The sequence below is a fragment of the Chitinophaga polysaccharea genome (assembly GCF_007829335.1).
Classification (GTDB): Bacteria; Bacteroidota; Bacteroidia; order Chitinophagales; family Chitinophagaceae; genus Chitinophaga; species Chitinophaga polysaccharea_B.
In genome coordinates, this window is record NZ_VIWO01000001.1 from 826056 (window position 1) to 843853 (window position 17798).

The 17798-nt window shown below is 45.9% G+C and carries 11 protein-coding genes; 1 reads left to right on the forward strand and 10 read right to left on the reverse strand.

Annotated elements, in window-relative coordinates:
* Positions 1 to 7: 7 nt before the first annotated feature.
* The 9 genes from FHW36_RS03550 to FHW36_RS03590 form a co-directional block, all read right to left on the reverse strand.
* Positions 8 to 1495, reverse strand: coding sequence for a SusD/RagB family nutrient-binding outer membrane lipoprotein (locus FHW36_RS03550; protein WP_145662320.1), 1488 nt, complete (start codon positions 1493 to 1495; stop codon positions 8 to 10).
* A gap of 22 nt (positions 1496 to 1517) precedes the next feature.
* Positions 1518 to 4778 carry a SusC/RagA family TonB-linked outer membrane protein gene (locus tag FHW36_RS03555; protein ID WP_186452291.1) on the reverse strand — a complete coding sequence of 1087 codons (3261 nt, stop codon included), beginning with the start codon at positions 4776 to 4778 and terminating at the stop codon, positions 1518 to 1520.
* 145 nt (positions 4779 to 4923) lie between these two features.
* The gene (locus tag FHW36_RS03560) at positions 4924 to 5175 is read right to left on the reverse strand and encodes a hypothetical protein (protein ID WP_145662326.1); all 252 of its coding nucleotides are present in this window, start codon (positions 5173 to 5175) and stop codon (positions 4924 to 4926) included.
* A gap of 257 nt (positions 5176 to 5432) precedes the next feature.
* Positions 5433 to 7892: a glycoside hydrolase family 31 protein gene (locus FHW36_RS03565; protein WP_145662329.1), complete on the reverse strand. Its 2460-nt coding sequence runs from the start codon at positions 7890 to 7892 to the stop codon at positions 5433 to 5435.
* Positions 7893 to 8028: 136 nt separating this feature from the next.
* A complete protein-coding gene (locus FHW36_RS03570) occupies positions 8029 to 9567 on the reverse strand; it encodes a RagB/SusD family nutrient uptake outer membrane protein (protein ID WP_145662332.1) in 1539 nt (512 codons plus the stop codon).
* 23 nt (positions 9568 to 9590) lie between these two features.
* A complete protein-coding gene (locus tag FHW36_RS03575; RefSeq protein WP_145662335.1) occupies positions 9591 to 12542 on the reverse strand; it encodes a SusC/RagA family TonB-linked outer membrane protein in 2952 nt (983 codons plus the stop codon).
* A 374-nt stretch (positions 12543 to 12916) separates the two neighbouring features.
* Positions 12917 to 14515 (reverse strand): DUF6377 domain-containing protein, encoded by a 1599-nt coding sequence (locus tag FHW36_RS03580; RefSeq protein ID WP_145662338.1) that lies wholly within the window; start codon positions 14513 to 14515, stop codon positions 12917 to 12919.
* A gap of 114 nt (positions 14516 to 14629) precedes the next feature.
* Positions 14630 to 15076 (reverse strand): copper resistance protein NlpE, encoded by a 447-nt coding sequence (locus FHW36_RS03585; RefSeq protein ID WP_145662341.1) that lies wholly within the window; start codon positions 15074 to 15076, stop codon positions 14630 to 14632.
* Positions 15077 to 15379: 303 nt separating this feature from the next.
* A complete protein-coding gene (locus FHW36_RS03590) occupies positions 15380 to 15532 on the reverse strand; it encodes a lmo0937 family membrane protein (protein ID WP_145662344.1) in 153 nt (50 codons plus the stop codon).
* Positions 15533 to 15785: 253 nt separating this feature from the next.
* On the opposite strand from FHW36_RS03590, the gene FHW36_RS03595 reads away from it, so the two are divergent.
* Positions 15786 to 16244: a PA2169 family four-helix-bundle protein gene (locus FHW36_RS03595; RefSeq protein ID WP_186452292.1), complete on the forward strand. Its 459-nt coding sequence runs from the start codon at positions 15786 to 15788 to the stop codon at positions 16242 to 16244.
* A gap of 405 nt (positions 16245 to 16649) precedes the next feature.
* Here the strand turns inward: FHW36_RS03595 and thiH are convergent, their stop codons facing one another.
* On the reverse strand, positions 16650 to 17780 hold the full coding sequence (gene thiH, locus FHW36_RS03600; protein WP_145662350.1) for a 2-iminoacetate synthase ThiH: 1131 nt from the start codon (positions 17778 to 17780) through the stop codon (positions 16650 to 16652).
* Between the last annotated feature and the right edge of the window lie 18 nt (positions 17781 to 17798).

Consider the following 17798-nt stretch of genomic DNA (forward strand, 5'->3'; position numbering starts at 1 on the left):
GGGTTATTTATTTTTCCCACCAGGCTTTGTAGGTGGTAATTTCTTTTCCTCCCATTTGCTGCACTTCCGCAGCATAGTTTTTACCGTTGATCGTTTGTTCAGATGTTGGGTAAAGGAAACGGGTGGGGATCATGCCGTTGTTCATATTGGCCGCATCGCCTGTTTGGAAGGCAGGGTAGCCTGTACGGCGAAACTCGATCCATCCTTCAAAACCGTTGTTGATGTTGGCCAGCCATTTTTGTGTAATAATTTGTTGCATGGCGCTACTTTGAGAGGAGTTATCGAGTGGTACGCCGGTATGCACCAGGTAGTTGGCTGCTGTGGCGGCATTGATACCAATTTCTGCGAATGCCCCCATTACACCATTGTTGTAATATGTCAATGTAGCGGAGTTACTTCCACTGATATATCCTTTTAGGGCAGCTTCCGCCAGGATAAATTCCTGCTCTGCATAGGCGATCACTCTCGCTTTAATCAAAGCGGGGTTAGTACCTTTGGCGAAGCTGGGATTGAAGTTAGATGCTTGCTTGCTCTGTGCTTCTGTGGCATCTACTACCATAGGCATGCCTCCGTAGTTATTGAAGTTAAATGGGGCGCCGGCAGGTGTTGTTGCATTGGTAGTAAAATACGTCGTGATACGGGCGGTATCCTGCGTGGTCTGTAATTGATTGTACAGGGTGCTGTTCATGTACTTAACGGCAAAGTCGCCGGAGCGCTCCGTCAGACTCACAAAATTATATGGTGTTACTGTTGGTAAAGCCAATGTACCGCTCTGGGAGGAGTTCTGCATCAATGCCCCATCGTTGACAATATTTTGCATTTCAGCGGCAACATTTACTTTGCCAGCTACTCTCAACAAGTAACGTAAGCGCAAAGCATTGATAAACGCCCTCCAGTTGCCGGTGTTGGAGCTGTACAATACATCGCCTTCCATTAAACCGGAAGGATTCGCTTTTAACAGGCTGTCGGCTCTTCTCAGGCTGGGAATAATACCCTGTCCGGCGTCCATGTATACGGTTTGCTGAGAGTCATATGACGGCGTATACACGCCTGTATTCCCTTTCAGCGCCTGAAGAAAGGGAATATCTCCCCATAATTCTGTCAACTGGGCAAAGGCATAGGAACGCAAAGTGAGAGCGGCTGCTTGCAACAGCGGGTTGTTTTTGGTCTGCGCCAATGTGTATAAAGTATTGGCATCACGCGCTGCTTCATACATGGGAATCCAGTATGGCTCATTGGTTACGGGCGAATAACGGGTGGGCTGGTCATAGTACGACTGGCTAAAGGTCATGTACTGGTTATATCCATTTCCCAGGGTCCATACAATGTTGGCGTTGTTGTAAAATTCCGTAACAATTGTATTGGATAACAAGGTGGTGGCATCTGGCTTCTCTAACGCATTGGGGTTAGTGTTCACCTGTTTCAGTTCTTTGGAACAAGCGCCCAGTGTAATGCCTATTATAATGATAGCCAGGAAATAGCTGTTCTTTTTCATGATGAGGAGTTAGATTTTTGCATTAAAAATTAAGACCAAGAGAGAAACCCATACTTTTAGTTGATGGTATACTCAGGAATTCGGTTCCAGGCAGGATCTGCTGTCCACGCAGGGCCAGGGTTTCGGGATCTACGTCCTTGTTCTTGGTAAATTCGAGGATATTTCTACCGATCAGGGAAACATTCAGCTTGCTGTTGGACGATTTGCCGAAGATGTTTTTGAAGGTATAGCCAATGCGCAGCTCTCTTAGTTTGAGATAAGAAGCGTCGTACATGAAGGCTTCATTGTTGGAAGCATTGTAATATCCATTGTAATAGGTAGCAGCATCTACTTTTACGGTGTTAGGTACGTATTTTCCGGAAGAAGCATCCATCATCACGCCTTGTCCGATGACACCAGTTTCCCTGCCAGGTAATGTTTCTACCGACATGCCGCCTGCCAATACGCCTAATTCAGTATACGAGAAGAATTTGCCCCCCTGGTGCCAATCCCATAGGAAGCTCATGGTGAAGTTCTTGTAGCTCAACTCATTTGACCAGGCCAGCACGAAATCAGGGTTATAGTTGCCCAGCAATGAATTTTGGGTGCTGGTAAATTGCGGTACCCCGTTTTTATAAACGATATTGCCCTGGGGATCTCTCACAAAGGCATTGCCATACATATTACCCAGGCGTTGTCCTACCTTGGCGTCATATTGTATCGCCCTGTAATAGCGGTCGTATTGGGTAACCTGGGCGTATACATAGGTGTTGATACCATCCGGCAGCGATACTACCTTGCCCACGTTGTGACTGAAATTGAAGCTCATATCCCAGTTGAAACCGTTGGCAGCATGAGAGCGGAACGGTGTACCGGTCAGCATGATTTCTACCCCTTTGTTGTTAATTTTTCCACCATTTACATAAGCATTGGTATAGCCAGAAGATACTGCGATGGGCAATTGTACTACCTCATCTTTGGTATTTGACTGGTAGATGGTGGCATCAAGTCCTACCCTGTTTTTCAGGAACCGTACTTCGATACCAGCTTCTGTAGTAGTGGTAGAAGAAGGTTTCAGGCTGTTATTGGCCAACACGTTATTGCCGGTAGTTAATGGAGTGCCATTAAACGGGGTATTGGTAATAAACGTGTTGTTGATAGAATAAGGATCTGCATCGCGGCCTACCTGGGCGGCGGATGCCCTTACTTTCAGGAAGGAAATGGCCTGCGGCAGATGTACCATATCTGAAATGATAGCGCTCAACGACGCTGATGGGTAGAAATAAGAGTTGTTACCAGCAGGTAAAGTGCTGGACCGGTCGTTACGGCCGGTTACATTTAAGAAAACCAGATTTTTAAAATCGAAATCGGCAAAAGCATATAGGCTGTATACCACTTTGTCAAACTTCTGATACAATGTAGGCAACTGGTTTTGCGCATTGGAGAAGTTATACAGTCCCGGAGTAATCAGCGCATTGGCAATATTCCTGGTATAGGCAATATTCTGCATGAAGCGGTTACCTCCCAGCGACGCATTTACGTTAAATAAATGGCTGGGCTTTTTATGATAGCTCACCAGAAAGTCAGTGTTATTTTCGAAGTAGTTAACATTATCTGTTCTGAAACCACCTGTCGGGAAACGAACGCTGGTAAAGGCTCTATGACCTTCCCTATTGTCAGCATAGAAGTCGGAACCTGTTCTCAGCATCACATTCCACTGGTCGTTGATAGCGTATTTCAGAGAGGCATTACCTAATATCCTGTTTTTGGTGAAGCTGTTGGTATTGTCGTTGAGTGTTACGTAGGGATTGTCGTGGTTATTCCAGTAACGGAACTGATTTTGCTGATCCCTGCCGGTTTGCCATTCTTTTTTCAATGAATTAATATCAATGTTTATCGGCATACCATATACCCCGAAGAAAGTATACATCACGCTTTCTGAGCCATAACCGATATTGGGACGGTTACTACTTCCACTGTTGATATAATTGATAAAGAAATCGGTGCTGAGCTTATCGGTAAAGTGGTGATCGGCACGGAGTGCAATACCGTAGCGTTTTAGGTCAGTACCGGGGAGGATCCCTTTGTTATATAACTGGTCAACCGCAAAATGGTAACTTCCTTTGTCGGTAGTACCGCCGAAGCCTATACTATTTTGTGTAGTTAAGCCTGTTTGGAGAAATTGTTTAAAGTGATCGGCATGTCCTACCCAGGGAGTAGGTGTTACGGTGAGACCCGGATTAATACCTCTCGCCACTAAGTCACCTGCCTGGTAGCCATCTCCTGCGGGACTATCGAACTGTGTTACTTTTACAGAGGGATCGAATTTAAGACCCCAGTTGGGAATATTGTTTTCACTGGCCCCTGCTCCGTTTACAAAGGAATAGGTGTTAGGCGTACCGGAAAGTGGATAGGCGTTTACACCGGCGCCATATTCATTTTGCAGGTGAGGCAATTTTAAAGGAGACTCAAAGGTCGTAGTAGTATTGAAAGTAACACCCATTTTACCTTTTTCCGTATTGCCTTTTTCTGTAGTAAGTACCACGGCACCGTTGGCGGCGCGGGAACCATATAGCGCAGCAGCGGTAGATCCTTTAAGCACGGTTACTTTTGCAATGTTATTAGGGTTGATTTCTGCAGCGCCGTTTCCCCAATCCACTTCGGCCCAGGTTCCTTGGTTGGACGAATTTTCGATGGCATTATTGAAGAAAGTCTCATTGTTGATAGGAACACCATCTACCACAAATAGTGGCTGATTAGAGCCGTTGAAGGAGTTTTCTCCCCGGATCACAATGCGGGAGGTAGATCCTACTCCTGCGCCGCCATTGGTGATTACTACGCCGGCTACTTTACCACCCAGGTTGTTAATCAGGTTGGGGTCAGGCGCTTGTGTAAGTTGTTTGGTGTTAACGGTTTGCACGGCATATCCCAAAGCTTTGGACTGTTTGTTGATGCCAAGTGCAGTAACCACCACCTCATTCAACGCTTTATTATCTTTCTGCAATGGGATAGTTAGGGTAATCTGCGTGCCAATAACTATACTGGACGATTTATATCCTATGAAACTAATATTCAGTGTGCTATTGGCCGGGGCATTGATTTTGAAGTTGCCTTCAGCATCAGTTACAGCTCCTTTAGATGAATTTTTTAGTGTGACTACCGCACCTATGATGGGTGATTGATCTTCTGCATCTACTACTTTTCCCGAGATGATCCCGGCAGTTTGTGCCTGTGTGATAGCTGTATTTAACAGCGACACCAGGAATAGAGATAATATAAACAACAAAGAGGAAAGCTTTCGCATAATTCTGATTTGATTGAAACAAATTGCTGAGACAATAAACTGCCTGCGCATAACGAATGATATCGTTTGCGGCATGAATAAACAGTTATACAAATGAAATTACAGCGGCATAGAGTACGCCGTGGAACCAGATGTTAGCAGGAGCTCAAATGCGAAGTACGCAATGCCTTATAAAAAGAGGAGATAAATAATAGGTATAGTGATAGCTGGGAATGATGGCCACAATGTTGGTGAGCGATAACCATCTTTTTATGATGCGTAGTAAACCAGCTAAATTTCGTTGAACTTCGGAAGATGATTCACAAACAATGCTTTCATGTAATACAGCGTCATCGGTAGCGCTGGACCTTCTTTTATGCAAACGCACCTGTTCAAATGCTCTTTCCGGGTGTTGCATATGCTGTACGTTATAGCTATACCATATCGGGGAAAAGAATACCCTAATGAAAAGTAGCGTAATGAGTATGGTAAAACGCGCATACATGATGTAACAAAGCTATGGCATGGCGTGAATGCTTTGTTAATAATCATGTTAACTTATAATGAATTAAACGTTAACGATGTTAACACATTGGTGTAACAGTAGGGGTATGCACTTCATATACCAAATATAAAGAAGACCCCCCGGAAAATCCAGGGGAGCCGTTCTTTTTATTACAAATCCACGTTAATGAGCTGATTACCATTCTCAAAAGTGGCCTGTAGCACGGAACAACGCTCTGCAGGATTAAAAAATCCCTGTGGATCAAAGCGTGAAATAGGTGATAGGAAAGCGTATCCATTCGCCTGCAATGCCAGGGGACTACCATTAACGGATATACTTTTTTGCTCATCAAAACCGTGGAGTAATAGCTGGATATGATGGAATTTAGAGGGATAACTACCATTGACTTTGTCCAGCACAATTTTCTTTTCTGCCGGTGAATAGGTAATTGCACGTTGATAGAAGACACCTTTTTCGTTGTCAAAGCTTTCACCATCATCTTCATAATAAACAAAGGTGTTGGGTTTATTGCCCTTGTAAATATGCAGGAATAAAGTGTCTGTGGGCTTCTCTGCGGTCGACTGTATCAGCGATTGCATCGGAATGATGCTGCTTTCTTTTACATATACGGGCAGCGTTTTTATGCTCAACGGTGTAATCATTTCTTGCCGGCCGTTGACCACTGCATCGGTATACAGGTTATACCATTTTCCTTCAGGAAAATAAATTTGACCAAATTCTTTGGTGCTCTCAAAAGGAGCAATCATAAAGGCGGGGCCATAGCCGTATTGATTCTGATAGCGGGCGTCATATACGTTGGCATCGAAGGTATTGGTGAGTGCCAGCGTACGCATTACGGGCATACCCGTACGGGTAGCCTCATACATGGAGCTATACAAATAAGGTAGCAACTCGTAGCGAAGATTCACGTAGTTGCGGGTAATTTCCAGCACTTCTTCTCCATAAGCCCAGGGCTCGGAAGATTTGGTGTTAACACCAGTATGATTGCGGAAGTAAGGAACAAAGGCGCCTATCTGCATCCAGCGGGCATACAGGCTAACAGTAGGATTACCGGTGAAACCGCCTATATCCATCCCCGAAAAAGCCATGCCGCTTACCCCCAAACTATTCAACAGGCGAACGCCCAGCAGCATATGATCTTCTTCAGCCCGGTTATCGCCCGTCCAGATAGCGCTATAACGCTGAGAACCGGAATAGGCTGCCCTGGTTAAAAGAAAAGGACGTTTTTTTAATTCTTCCCGGGCGCCTTCGTAGCTGGCGCGTACCATTTGCAGCCCGTAAATATTATGTGCCTGCTGATGAGTAACAGGATGACCCTCGTATCCGAAAATCACGTTGTCAGGCATTTTCTGCCCCCAGGTGGCTATTTCGTTCATATCATTCCAAATGCCCCGCACGCCGTCATGGATATACGATTTTAGTTGCCATTTCCACCAGTCGCGCCCCTTTGCCGTGGTGAAGTCGGGAAAGTGGCACCAGCCGGGCCATACCTGGCCGGTATAATTTTGTCCGTCACTGTATTTTATGAAGATGTTTTCCTTTTTACCGCTTTCATAAGCGGCATATCCATCTTCTACTTTAATACCCGGATCTACGATAACAGTGAGCTTAAAGCCCATATTATCCAGCTGTTTGGCAAGTTGAGCAGGATTGGGAAAACGGGATTTATTCCAGGTAAAGAGTTTATAGGCATCCATGTAGTGGATGTCGAGCGTAATACCATCTGCGGGAATCTTTTTCTCCCGGAGCGTTTGCGCAATGCGCAGCACTTCAGTATCAGGATAGTAGCTATAGCGGTTTTGCTGGTAACCCAGGCTCCAGAGTGGGGGCATAGGCATACGGCCGGTAAGGCTTGTATAAGAACTAATAATATCAGCCATCTGTGGGTGATAGATGAAATAGTAGTTCATCTCCCCCCTCCTGGCGCCAAAAGATGAGAAGCGATTGTTGCTGGCGCCGAAGTTAAAATCACTTTGAAAAGTATTATCGAAGAAAATGCCGTAATTAAGATGATGGTGAATACCGATGTAAAATGGAATGGTAGCGTAAATCGGGTCCTGGTTAGTAGCATAACCGAATTTATCGGAGTTCCAGTTCGTATAGCCTTCGCCTTTACGATCGAGATTACCTGTTTTTTCTCCCAGGCCGATAAACCGCTCGCCGTCCTGCATTTTTTTATAGGTAGTTACCTCATCGCCAATCCAGGAGGTGGTGAGACCGGCTTCATCTTCATTAATCACTTCCCCCGACGGTGTTAGAAAATGAAGGGCGAAAGGATTTTTATCGATCCGCAGCTGGAGCGAGTCGGTGCTAACATTGATAGCATCATTGTTCTGGGATGTCTGTATACGGGTGGTAGTCGGCTTGGCAACTACCGCATAAGAAAAATCGGTTGTTAGTGGCCGTTGGTCCAGTCTTACCCGGATAACCGCCGGACTGTATACCGTAATTTCGGCATAGGCATTTTCTGCACTTATAATGATTTGCTGACCAGAGATATGGGCAGTATTTACTTTACCAATCTTCTTTACCTGGTTTTGTGCCTGGGCCGACAGGCATGAAAGCAGGAGTATCCATCCGGAACACCTTAACAGAGCTTTTATATACATATGAGCGATTAATTTTCCACGCAAAACTTTCCCAGGCGCATCATTCAGGTAATGCGCTGTGGTAATGAGATAGCGGGTAGTGGGAAATTAAAGGGGTGCAGGCATGGCATGGCCTGCACCCCTTTAAAGCATATGGTTAGTAGCCTGGATTTTGTACCAGGTTTTTATTAACAGCAAGATCGCTGGTAGGAATCGGGAACAGCAAATACTTGGGATCGCTGGCTGGTTTCAGTTGCCATGCGTTGAGGAATTTGCCAAAGCGGATCAGGTCTTGTCTTCTCCAGCCTTCCCAATATAATTCACGTCCTCTTTCAGCCAGCATCTGGTTAAGATCCAGTGTGGTCAAAGGCGTAGCGCCGCGTTTAACCCGAAGATCGTTTACCAGCAGCAATGCGGCAGCAGCATTATTGGTTCTCAGTAACGCTTCGGCCTTCATTAGCACCGCATCGGCATAACGGAAGAATACGAAATCGTTGGATGCTTCACTACCGTTGGAACCCATATCCGGTGGATATTTTACAACCCTGATGCCGGCCATTTCCACCTGGTCGCCGGTCGCCCTGAGTTCTACTTCGCGGGTAAAGATCAGCGGACGTTTGCTTCTGTCGAGGATCTTATTACCGTTTTGATCGTATTGCTGCCCGATGAGGAAGCCTACTTTCAGACCGGAAACGTTGGTTACGCCGGGATAACTACCGCCTCTGCGGGTATCCACTGCTTCAAACGTATCGTAAAAATCAGACAGGGTGGTAAAACCATTCCAGCCGCTTGGATTCTGGCTGTAGTGCAGGGTACACATCCAGCGGCAATATACGTTGTTGCCGTTGCGGATATTGCTGATACCAGGACCATTCTGCTGTGTGAAAATGTTTTCCTGGGATTTTACATCGTTATCCTTGGCGAAATTGTCAAAGTAATTGGGCTGGATAATATAGCCGCTGGCTTTCAGTTCGTCTGCCAGGGATATTACTTTCTGCATGTCGGCGGCATCGAACGTTGGTGCGGCCCTGTTGAGGAAGGCGCCTTTGTTCAGGTATATTTTCATCAGCAGGAACCTGGCGGCATCTTTGTTGGCTACATAGGCCTGTCCGGCGGTGGCTCTGTCGGGCAGGTTAGCCATGATGGCATTCAGTTCGGAGATGATGAAGTCGATGCCTTCGGCGGCTTTATACACTTTAGGCGCTTCCAGCAGATTATCTCCCGGACTGCGGAAGGGCACCTGGCCGTACAGATCAATTACCGAAAACATAGAAAAGGCGCGCAGGAAGCGGGCTTCGGCTTCTTGTCTTGGCGTAGGGCGGAAGTTCAGTACGTTGGTAGCGCTGAATTGTTCCAGCAGCAGGGCATTGAAGGTATTTTGTACGTGCGCGTGATCGGGTGTCCACTGATGTTGATGGAGGGCACGCCATACGCCGTTATCGTCCCAGTCGCCGCCACGGGTGGGTCCGAGCGCTTCATCGGTACTGATTTCACTCATCCCCCATGTCTGGGAAAAGTCCTGGTAGGCATTCTGGAGATTGTCATAAGCGGTTCCCAGCAGTTGAGGCGCTTTAATGAGGGAGTCGGCCTGGGATTTATTCAGGTTGCTCCCCAGGTCTTCTTTCAGGCTGCAGGCGGTGAATCCCAGGCTGCAGGCTATTACCATAGCGGTTTTAAGTATATGTTGAGTCGTCATTGTGGTCAATTTTTAGCGGTAGATTATAAAGTAAACTGTACACCCAGCATAAAGGTCCGGGCAGTTGGGTATGGAGCGTACTCGATACCGAAGGAGCTTACGCCATTTACATTTTTGTCGGTATTTACTTCCGGATCAAAGCCGGTATACTTGGTAATCACGAACAGGTTCTGGCCGGTAAGTGATACGGCAGCTCCTTTAAATACTTTGCCTACAGCGCCCAGGTTGTAGATGAGGGTGAGGTTATCCAGTTTCAGGAAGTTACCGTTTTCCAGGTAGCGGGAAGAAACAGCCGGAGAGTTCGTTTGTGCTTCCCCGTTACCTACCAGCGATTTCGCGATGTTCCTGGAACCGAGGTTACCGATAGGTAATACGGTGTTGGCGGTGTTGTTATATACCTGGAATCCAAACGCGCCATGGGAGCTGGCAGACAGGGTCCATTTTTTATAGTTGACTTCTGTATTAATACCCATCAGCACTTTCGGATTTGGGTTGGTCATATAGTAGCGGGTAAGACCATTATCGGCATACACACTCATACCCTTGTCGTCGAAGCCTTCGAATTTAAGCAGGTAGAAGGTGTTCAGCGGGTAGCCATTGGCCAGGCGTTGAGAAGTAGCGCCGGATACACCTTGTCCGTCGATAGAGCCGGTATTCACCGTTGGGCCGGAGTAGCCAGACATTTCGTTTTTCAGCCAGGTGCCGTTTACGCCCATGCTCCATCTCCAGTTCTTGGTTTGTATGATTTCGCCTCTGAGCGACAGTTCCACCCCGGTGTTCATTACCTTACCAGGTAAGTTGATCCAGTAATTGGAAGCAGGGGCTGGTTGAATGGCCGGGAAGCTGAATAACAGGTTGGTGGTATTTTTCAGGAAGTAGTCGAGGGTACCGCTTAACCTGTTTTTCAGGATGGCAAAGTCTACTCCTACGTTCAGCTGTTTAGAGCTTTCCCATTTCAGATCGGGATTAGGTACGTTGATCAGGCTGGCTTTACCGCCGGAGGCCAGGCCATATTGGGCTTGAGCTGCTCCTGCAGGAAATTCCTGGTTACCGGTAACACCGTAGCCCGCTCTTAATCCCAGGTTATTAAAGAAGGTATTGCCTTTCATGAAATCTTCATTGGAAATATTCCATTTGGCGGCAAAAGAAGGGAAATAACCGTAGCGGTTGTTGGCGCCAAATTTACTGGAGCCATCTGCCCTCATGGTAGCAGTGAGGATGTATTTGTCTTTGGCATTTACGGTTACCCTGCCGAAGAAGGATTGCAGTTCTGAGCTGGGATTCCGGAAAGAGCTGATGTTGGTATTGACCTGGGTAGGTGTTTGGAAGATGTCGGTATAATCAACGGCATTGGTAGGAAAGCCCTTGGCGCCGATGCCTACACCTGAATAGGCAAATTTCTGGTATTCATACCCTACCATGGCGCTGAGGTTCCAGTTGCCAGACAGTTGCTTGTTGTAGCTCAGGGTATTATTGAATAACTGGGTATTGAGTTCAGCGGTATTGTATGCCGCGATGCCCACGCCCATCACCTGGTCGATGTTAATAGAGGAGTCGAGAGAGGCCCTGCGCTGCCCTACCTGGTGATTTACGCTATACATCATGCGGTATTCCCAATTATCGTTGAATTTAAAGTAGGGAGAAATGCTGGCCAGGACATAGCTGATATTCGCTTTATCGTTATATCCCTGCGACATGTTCATGGGATTGATAGCCTGGTTTTTAGCGAGGACGTTGAGAGAGCCATCAGGGTTGGTCAGGGATACAGTGGGATTCCATTGTAAAGCCTGGCCAATGAGGCTACCGGTAAAGCCAGCGTTGTTGGAAATAGGCGCCAGTTGCTCAGAGGTTTGTGCCGCCATGATATTGTAGTCGATACCCAGTTGTTTGCTTTCCAGGAATTTACTCTGACCACTGAGGGAGGCGGTATATTTTTTCAGGCCGGTTTTCTTTACAATACCCTGTTGGTCCATCATACCAAAGGAAGCGCGGTACCGGCTTGTTTCGTTGCCGCCACTCATCGATACGCCAATGTTGTGGGTAACGCCAGTTCTGAGAATGGAGCCGAGTCCATCGGAGCTGGAGCCGCCATCGCCGGTGAGCTTATACTCTTTTAAGGCGGCGCGGTATTCATCTGCATTTAATACATCCAGCTTTTTCATGATGTTACTCATGCCCACGGAATAGTTTACATCCACTGTGGCGGGACCTGCGGCACCCTTTTTAGTGTTGATGATAATCACCCCGTTGGAACCGCGGGAACCATAGATAGCGGTGGCAGAGGCATCTTTCAATACCTCCATGGTGGCAATATCGTTGTTGTTAATAAAGTTCAGGGGGTTGGCATCCGGTGTTTGTCCCAGCCCGGTAAGGTTGAGGGAAGGACGGGCTACGCGGCCATCCAGGGGAACACCATCTACCACATATAGCGGCTGGTTGCCGGTACGTACGGAAGATACGCCCCTGATCCTTACGGTGGCTGAAGCGCCGGGCGCCCCATTGTTATTGAGAATCATTAAGCCGGATACCTTGCCCTGGATCAGCTGATCGGGGGCGCTGGTAATGCCTTTATTAAAGTCGGCCGCCTTTACCTGGGCAATGGCGCCGGTCAAATCTTTTTTGCGGGAGGTACCATATCCTACTACCACCACATCGGTCAGGGTAGTATTTTCCTGGGATAATTGTACGCTTACATTTGTTTTGCCTGCAATGCTCACTTCTTGCGGGGTATACCCGATGAAGCTGATTATCAATGCGGTGGCTCCGGGCGCTACTGACACCTTAAAAGTACCTTCCGCGTCTGCAGTGGTACCGCTCTTAGTTCCTTTGATCTGAACAGAAGCGCCGGGGATGGCGACGCCGTTCTTATCGGTAATTTTCCCGGTAATGGTCTTGTTCTGTGCAGCTACGATGCCTTGGATGGCAAGCAATAGCATACCTAGAAAAAGATGTTTGATAAATCTTGTTTTAAGCATAAAGTGGATTTTTTAAGCAGTTTTGGTTGTCTGCTACGTGGATTAAATATGTTTCGTTAAGTGAACGGAAATAAAGCGTTGCTGGCAGGGATACTCCCGGCAGTTTGTCAACGTGGATGCTATTGTTTTTCGGAAACTTTTAAGTTTTCTTTAAATGGTTTTAAACGTCAAGTTAGATTTTTGGCTTACTTCTTATTCTACTGATGAATCAAAGTAAAAACTCAATCAGCAGGGCAACAACTTTTACAATCAAAATATAGAAAATAAAGGCGAATAATCCAATATAATCTAGTTATTATTATTGATAATCAGATAGTTAACATCATATATAAATTATTTATATATAAATGAATTGAAAGCAAAAATGCTACTTTTTACAAGGCTTTAATGCTCATAATTTGGTTCTCGAAGTCTTCGCTGGGCACTAAAGACCGTTTTTTAATTTTGGTTTTATACGCGTAAATCGTGTTAACGGAATATTCGAGTATACGGGCTATTTTTTCATTATCTGTGATCCCGATACGGATTAGTGCAAAAATCCTGATGTCGGTATTCAGCAATTCATTTTCTTTAAGGATCACCTGATTTTCTTTATCAAACAACTTGTTAAACTCCTCTACAAAATGAGGGAATATTTTCAGGAATACCCGGTCAAAATTGGTAAAAAGCTCCTCCCGCTCCTGGCGGATATTAATATTATTAACGAGAAACTTTAACTCGGCCGGCTTATTGTCGGCAATTTTTTGCTCCAGTGTTTGTTTTAGCTTTTCTATCTTTCCAATATAGGTTGCATTAATATTAAAGCAATAACCCACATATTCTTCCTTTATTTTATTAGCTTCCAATAATTGGTTATTGATTTCTGTTTGTTTCAGGTGGGCAGCGGTGATGATACGCTGGGCTGATTTCAGTTTCTGTACCTGCCGGAAAACCGTGATGGCCAGGATCACCACTGCCACGAGTAATAAAGTAACAATGGTGGCATAAATCAGTAGTGATTTGGTTTTTTCTTCAGCGGTTATGATCCTTTCATGCTCAATAATGGGTAAAATACTACTTACCATTACCTTTCGCTGACGGGCGCCATAAAATACCGCCTCGCCAATAGCCCGTTCAATACAGTGGGAGGCGTTTTCTACATCCCCCTTTTCAAACAACAAGGTCGCCAGGCTATAACTGGCCATTGTTTCTTTGGTCGACGACCGGATGTCAGCTATGGCAGATCGCATCATGAGGACAATAGCCGTATCCGTATGGTGGGAAGCTTCATAAATGGCCCCCAGCGTACAGGCCGAAATGGCCAGCTGCCGGTCGCCCAGTCCTGGCTGGTCCAGGTTAGGATAAATGGCCAGCGCACCCGGAATGTTTCCCATCTTAAACAACTGAAGGCCTTTGTTATACCGGTACTCAAAAGAGCCGGGCGTAATCAGCTGTAGAGCAGAGTCGATATATGTACTGGCCTGTTTAATATAGGAGGGGGTATAATATTTATCCTGGTTGTAGTCTGCCAGGTCGAAGTACAGGCGACTCTTCATCAGGTAAAACTCTATTCTAATACTATCGGGTGCGCCTGTGGCGTCAATGCCATTTACAAAGGCAGCGGTTTCGGTAAACATGCCGGATGAGAGTAACACATACCCCAATTTGATCTTCGCTTCTGTAGTGCGCACCGGGTCATGCAGCTGGGTAGCCAACTGTTGTAGCCTTTGGGCGTAAGCAAACGCAGAATCAAAATTAAAGACCTTATAGGCATTATATAATTGTAGGCAAATGAGGTACTGGCTGGCCGGATCACTCGCTGCCGGCCAGCCGCGTTTAATACTGTCAATATTCCGGAGCTTTACAGCATCATAGGTCGCTGATTGCTCCATGGCTTTGTTCAGCTCCCGCAGCAGGCTATCTGTGGGAGCAACGCCATAGGTATGAATAGTACATAGTAAACATAAAACCAGGTAGCCCAGAATTCGATTCATAGCATGATTAAATGATAAAAAGTCACAGGTCACCGCTAAATTTAAGCGACTTTTTTGACATAATACAAAGAGCCGGTTTATTTTAAACCGGCTCTTTGTATTATGTCAGGAATATTATAAAGCCTTTTTCAGGGTATAATTATTATTGCCGGCAATTTCCCTCATATCTCCGTCCAGCATCTTCAGTTCATTTTTGTCTACCTGCTGGAAATAACGTTGCAGATTTTTGTCCTTATCGGGATTGAGCAGAATAACTGTGGCGCCGGGATCGGCTGTTGTTCCATGTTGAATGCTGTAATTTCCTTCACTCGGAAAGGTTTGGTTCTTACCCTGGTAGGTCTCCCTTAAGGTAAACCGTAGCTCGGGCTGTCGGTGAAGTGCTAGTTCCATCATAATACCATTGCAATCGGCACAGGGAATGGTACCGGTGTAGGTTGCCCAGGTAGCCGTATCCGCTTCGCTGGATGCTGCAGGGGTACGATCCCCCTGGCCGGCTTTGGCGCCGGTATGCTGACAGGCAGCGAATACTACGCATGCGAACAATAGCGAGAGGTATTTCATATAATCAGGTTTTTTGTTGTTAACAACTATGGGGGATTATTGTTTTTTTAAAGCATTATTTCAAACACAAAGGCTTTCGCCCAAAAAGGTATTGTTCGCTACAAAATCTCAGGGTTTCACGACCATTTGCCAAACCGGGCGGAAAGTTACGCTTTCCATGTTATCTATATATTTACTCCAGACAGAGAAATCTAATGGCAACGATTTAATAACAAGCTTTGCTGGTGGGTTATTAGTAGGGAGAATAAAAAACGCCCAGGTTAACCATTGTCAATCCGGGCGTTTAAAAAGATGGGTTGGTATTTACACGGCTCTACCTCTGATGATATTGATGAGTATGGCAATAATAGCCAGCACAAGCAAAGCATGTATAAGTGATCCGGCGGAGTAAACAAAGAATCCCAATATCCATCCTATAATGAGTATGACTGCTATTACATAAAGAAGACTGTTCATGTCGTAAGGATTTGATTCAGTAATTATACTAGAAAATTTATGCCAACCCTTAACGGGCCTTTTCGGGGCTATGTATGGGCTGATAATGACGATTTTTGTGGAAGCTTCTCCACCATACGAGAAAAAAAAGACCGGCTTTTATCCTCTTTCCTCCGGAAATACCTTCTGCTAGAGGATTTATATTATGGATGGATTTTTGAAGACCTGTAATAGTAATGCAGCGACTTATTTTTTTAACCACAAATTTTTGATCATGTTACAGGAAGATAAATTGGTGACCCTATTAAACGATCTTGTGAAAATCAATAATGACCGGATAGAAGGATATAAGAAGGCGAAGGCGGCTACTGATAATGCAGATGTGAAGGCCTTATTCCAGCATATGATGAATGATAGCGTTAAATACGTGGGAGAGTTAAACCATCAATTGTTGGAGCTGGGAGCCGATACTGACAACCATGATACGACCCTCAGCGGCAAGATATATCGTACCTGGATGGCTATTAAAACCACCTTAACCGGTACTGACCGGTACACGCTTTTTTCTGCTTGTGAATATGGAGAAGATGCCGTGCAACGTGCTTATGCTGATGCCTTGAGCAGTGACGTGCCCATGTCTTACCATATCAGGGAAGTGCTCGGCAATCAACGGGCACGATTGAAAGAAGCACATGATACGATTAAAAGCTACCGGGATGTAGTGAGTCAATAGCATTTTGTGCATTCAGTGTACCCTTGTTCTTTTTGTTCATCTGACGACAGAAAGTGGTTGTTCAGCTTAGCCATACTACATTTGAATTCATGAGATTCCAATCATACTTATATTAATAAGTAATATGGCAACTACGGGATTTTCGGTACAGGGCTGCTTCTCCATTATCAGAAGCAGCCCTTTTTAATGCTTGCCAGCGCCTGCAAAAACACCAAAAAAACAGATAAAGAGGGAGAATAAGAGTCCGGTTTGTTCACTTGGCTTCAAGCTGTTCATTTTATTCAGTTTGCTTTTTCGCTTTTTAGTTTCTTCCGGCTACATTAACTTTAATATGATTGAGAGAAGTACTCCTTGTAATACATTTTAACCTCCCCCATGAAAAACAACAATAACTAGTCAGGTGGTCTAACCAGCCACCTTTTTTATTTCCCCTGAAAAAGCAGGATCCCAATCTTTCCATACTGCCTCATATCCTTGCTGCTTCAGCATAGCCGCTATGGCCGCGGCACTGCGATCGTCCGAAATTTCGAACTGCTCCAGGGACTGCGGATCTACCGTATAACCGCCGGGATTGGTTTTAGATGCGGCGCTCATAGATGTAATTCCCAGGGGGACAATATGATCCCTGAACGCCTCATCTTCCCGGGTCGATAAGCTAAGCTCTACCTCCTGGTTAAATAGGCGGTAGGTGCAAATCAGTTGCACCAGCTCGCGGTTGCTCATTTCTACTTTGGGCATTAAGCCACCGGAAAACGGCCGTAGCCGGGGAAATGAAATACTGTATTTAGTTTGCCAGTACTTTTTTTCCAGGTAGCTCAAATGTAATGCAGTATAGAAACTGTCGGTCCGCCAGTCTTCCAGCCCTATCAACACGCCCAGTCCCATTTTGTGGATGCCCGCTTTTCCCAGCCGGTCGGGTGTTTCAAGCCGGTAGTCAAAGTTAGATTTGCGTCCTTTCGGATGATGTTTTTTATAATCTTCCTGGTGATAAGTTTCCTGGTATACCAGCACGGTATGTAAGCCCTGCGCAGACAATTCCCGGTAATCGGCTTCATCGAGTGGCTGGACCTCCATGGAAATGTTGGCGAAATGCGGACGGAGTAGCTGCAGCACCTTTTTGAAATAATCGACGCCTACCAACTGGCTGGCCTCGCCGGTTACCAGCAATACGTGTTCGAAGCCCATTTCCTTGATGGCGGCTGTTTCCATTAATATTTCCGCGGAAGAGAGGGTTTTTCGCCTGATTTTGTTATCCAGGCTAAACCCGCAATAGGTGCAGATGTTCTGACATTCGTTAGACAGGTACATGGGAATATACAGCTGCATTGTATTGCCAAATCGCTGCCTGGTAAGAGCATGGCTGATAGCCGCCATTTGCCCCAGGTAAGGCGCTGCCGCCGGAGAAATAAGCGCCGCAAAATCATCGAGGGTACGGCGTTGGCGATGGAGCGCCAGCTCCACATCCCGGGATGTTTTAGCATAGATACTGGCTTTCACCTCCTCCCAATCATACTGATCAAATATGCTTTTAAACATGATATAGCGTTAAAGAGA

Excerpts from the sequence above, each read along its gene's own strand:
- FHW36_RS03550 (WP_145662320.1), bottom strand. The coding sequence starts at position 1,495 with ATGAAAAAGAACAGCTATTTCCTGGCTATCATTATAATAGGCATTACA.
- FHW36_RS03555 (WP_186452291.1), bottom strand. The coding sequence starts at position 4,778 with ATGCGAAAGCTTTCCTCTTTGTTGTTTATATTATCTCTATTCCTGGTG.
- FHW36_RS03560 (WP_145662326.1), bottom strand. The coding sequence starts at position 5,175 with ATGCAACACCCGGAAAGAGCATTTGAACAGGTGCGTTTGCATAAAAGA.
- FHW36_RS03565 (WP_145662329.1), bottom strand. The coding sequence starts at position 7,892 with ATGTATATAAAAGCTCTGTTAAGGTGTTCCGGATGGATACTCCTGCTT.
- FHW36_RS03570 (WP_145662332.1), bottom strand. The coding sequence starts at position 9,567 with ATGACGACTCAACATATACTTAAAACCGCTATGGTAATAGCCTGCAGC.
- FHW36_RS03575 (WP_145662335.1), bottom strand. The coding sequence starts at position 12,542 with ATGCTTAAAACAAGATTTATCAAACATCTTTTTCTAGGTATGCTATTG.
- FHW36_RS03580 (WP_145662338.1), bottom strand. The coding sequence starts at position 14,515 with ATGAATCGAATTCTGGGCTACCTGGTTTTATGTTTACTATGTACTATT.
- FHW36_RS03585 (WP_145662341.1), bottom strand. The coding sequence starts at position 15,076 with ATGAAATACCTCTCGCTATTGTTCGCATGCGTAGTATTCGCTGCCTGT.
- FHW36_RS03590 (WP_145662344.1), bottom strand. The coding sequence starts at position 15,532 with ATGAACAGTCTTCTTTATGTAATAGCAGTCATACTCATTATAGGATGG.
- FHW36_RS03595 (WP_186452292.1), top strand. The coding sequence starts at position 15,786 with ATGTTACAGGAAGATAAATTGGTGACCCTATTAAACGATCTTGTGAAA.
- thiH (WP_145662350.1), bottom strand. The coding sequence starts at position 17,780 with ATGTTTAAAAGCATATTTGATCAGTATGATTGGGAGGAGGTGAAAGCC.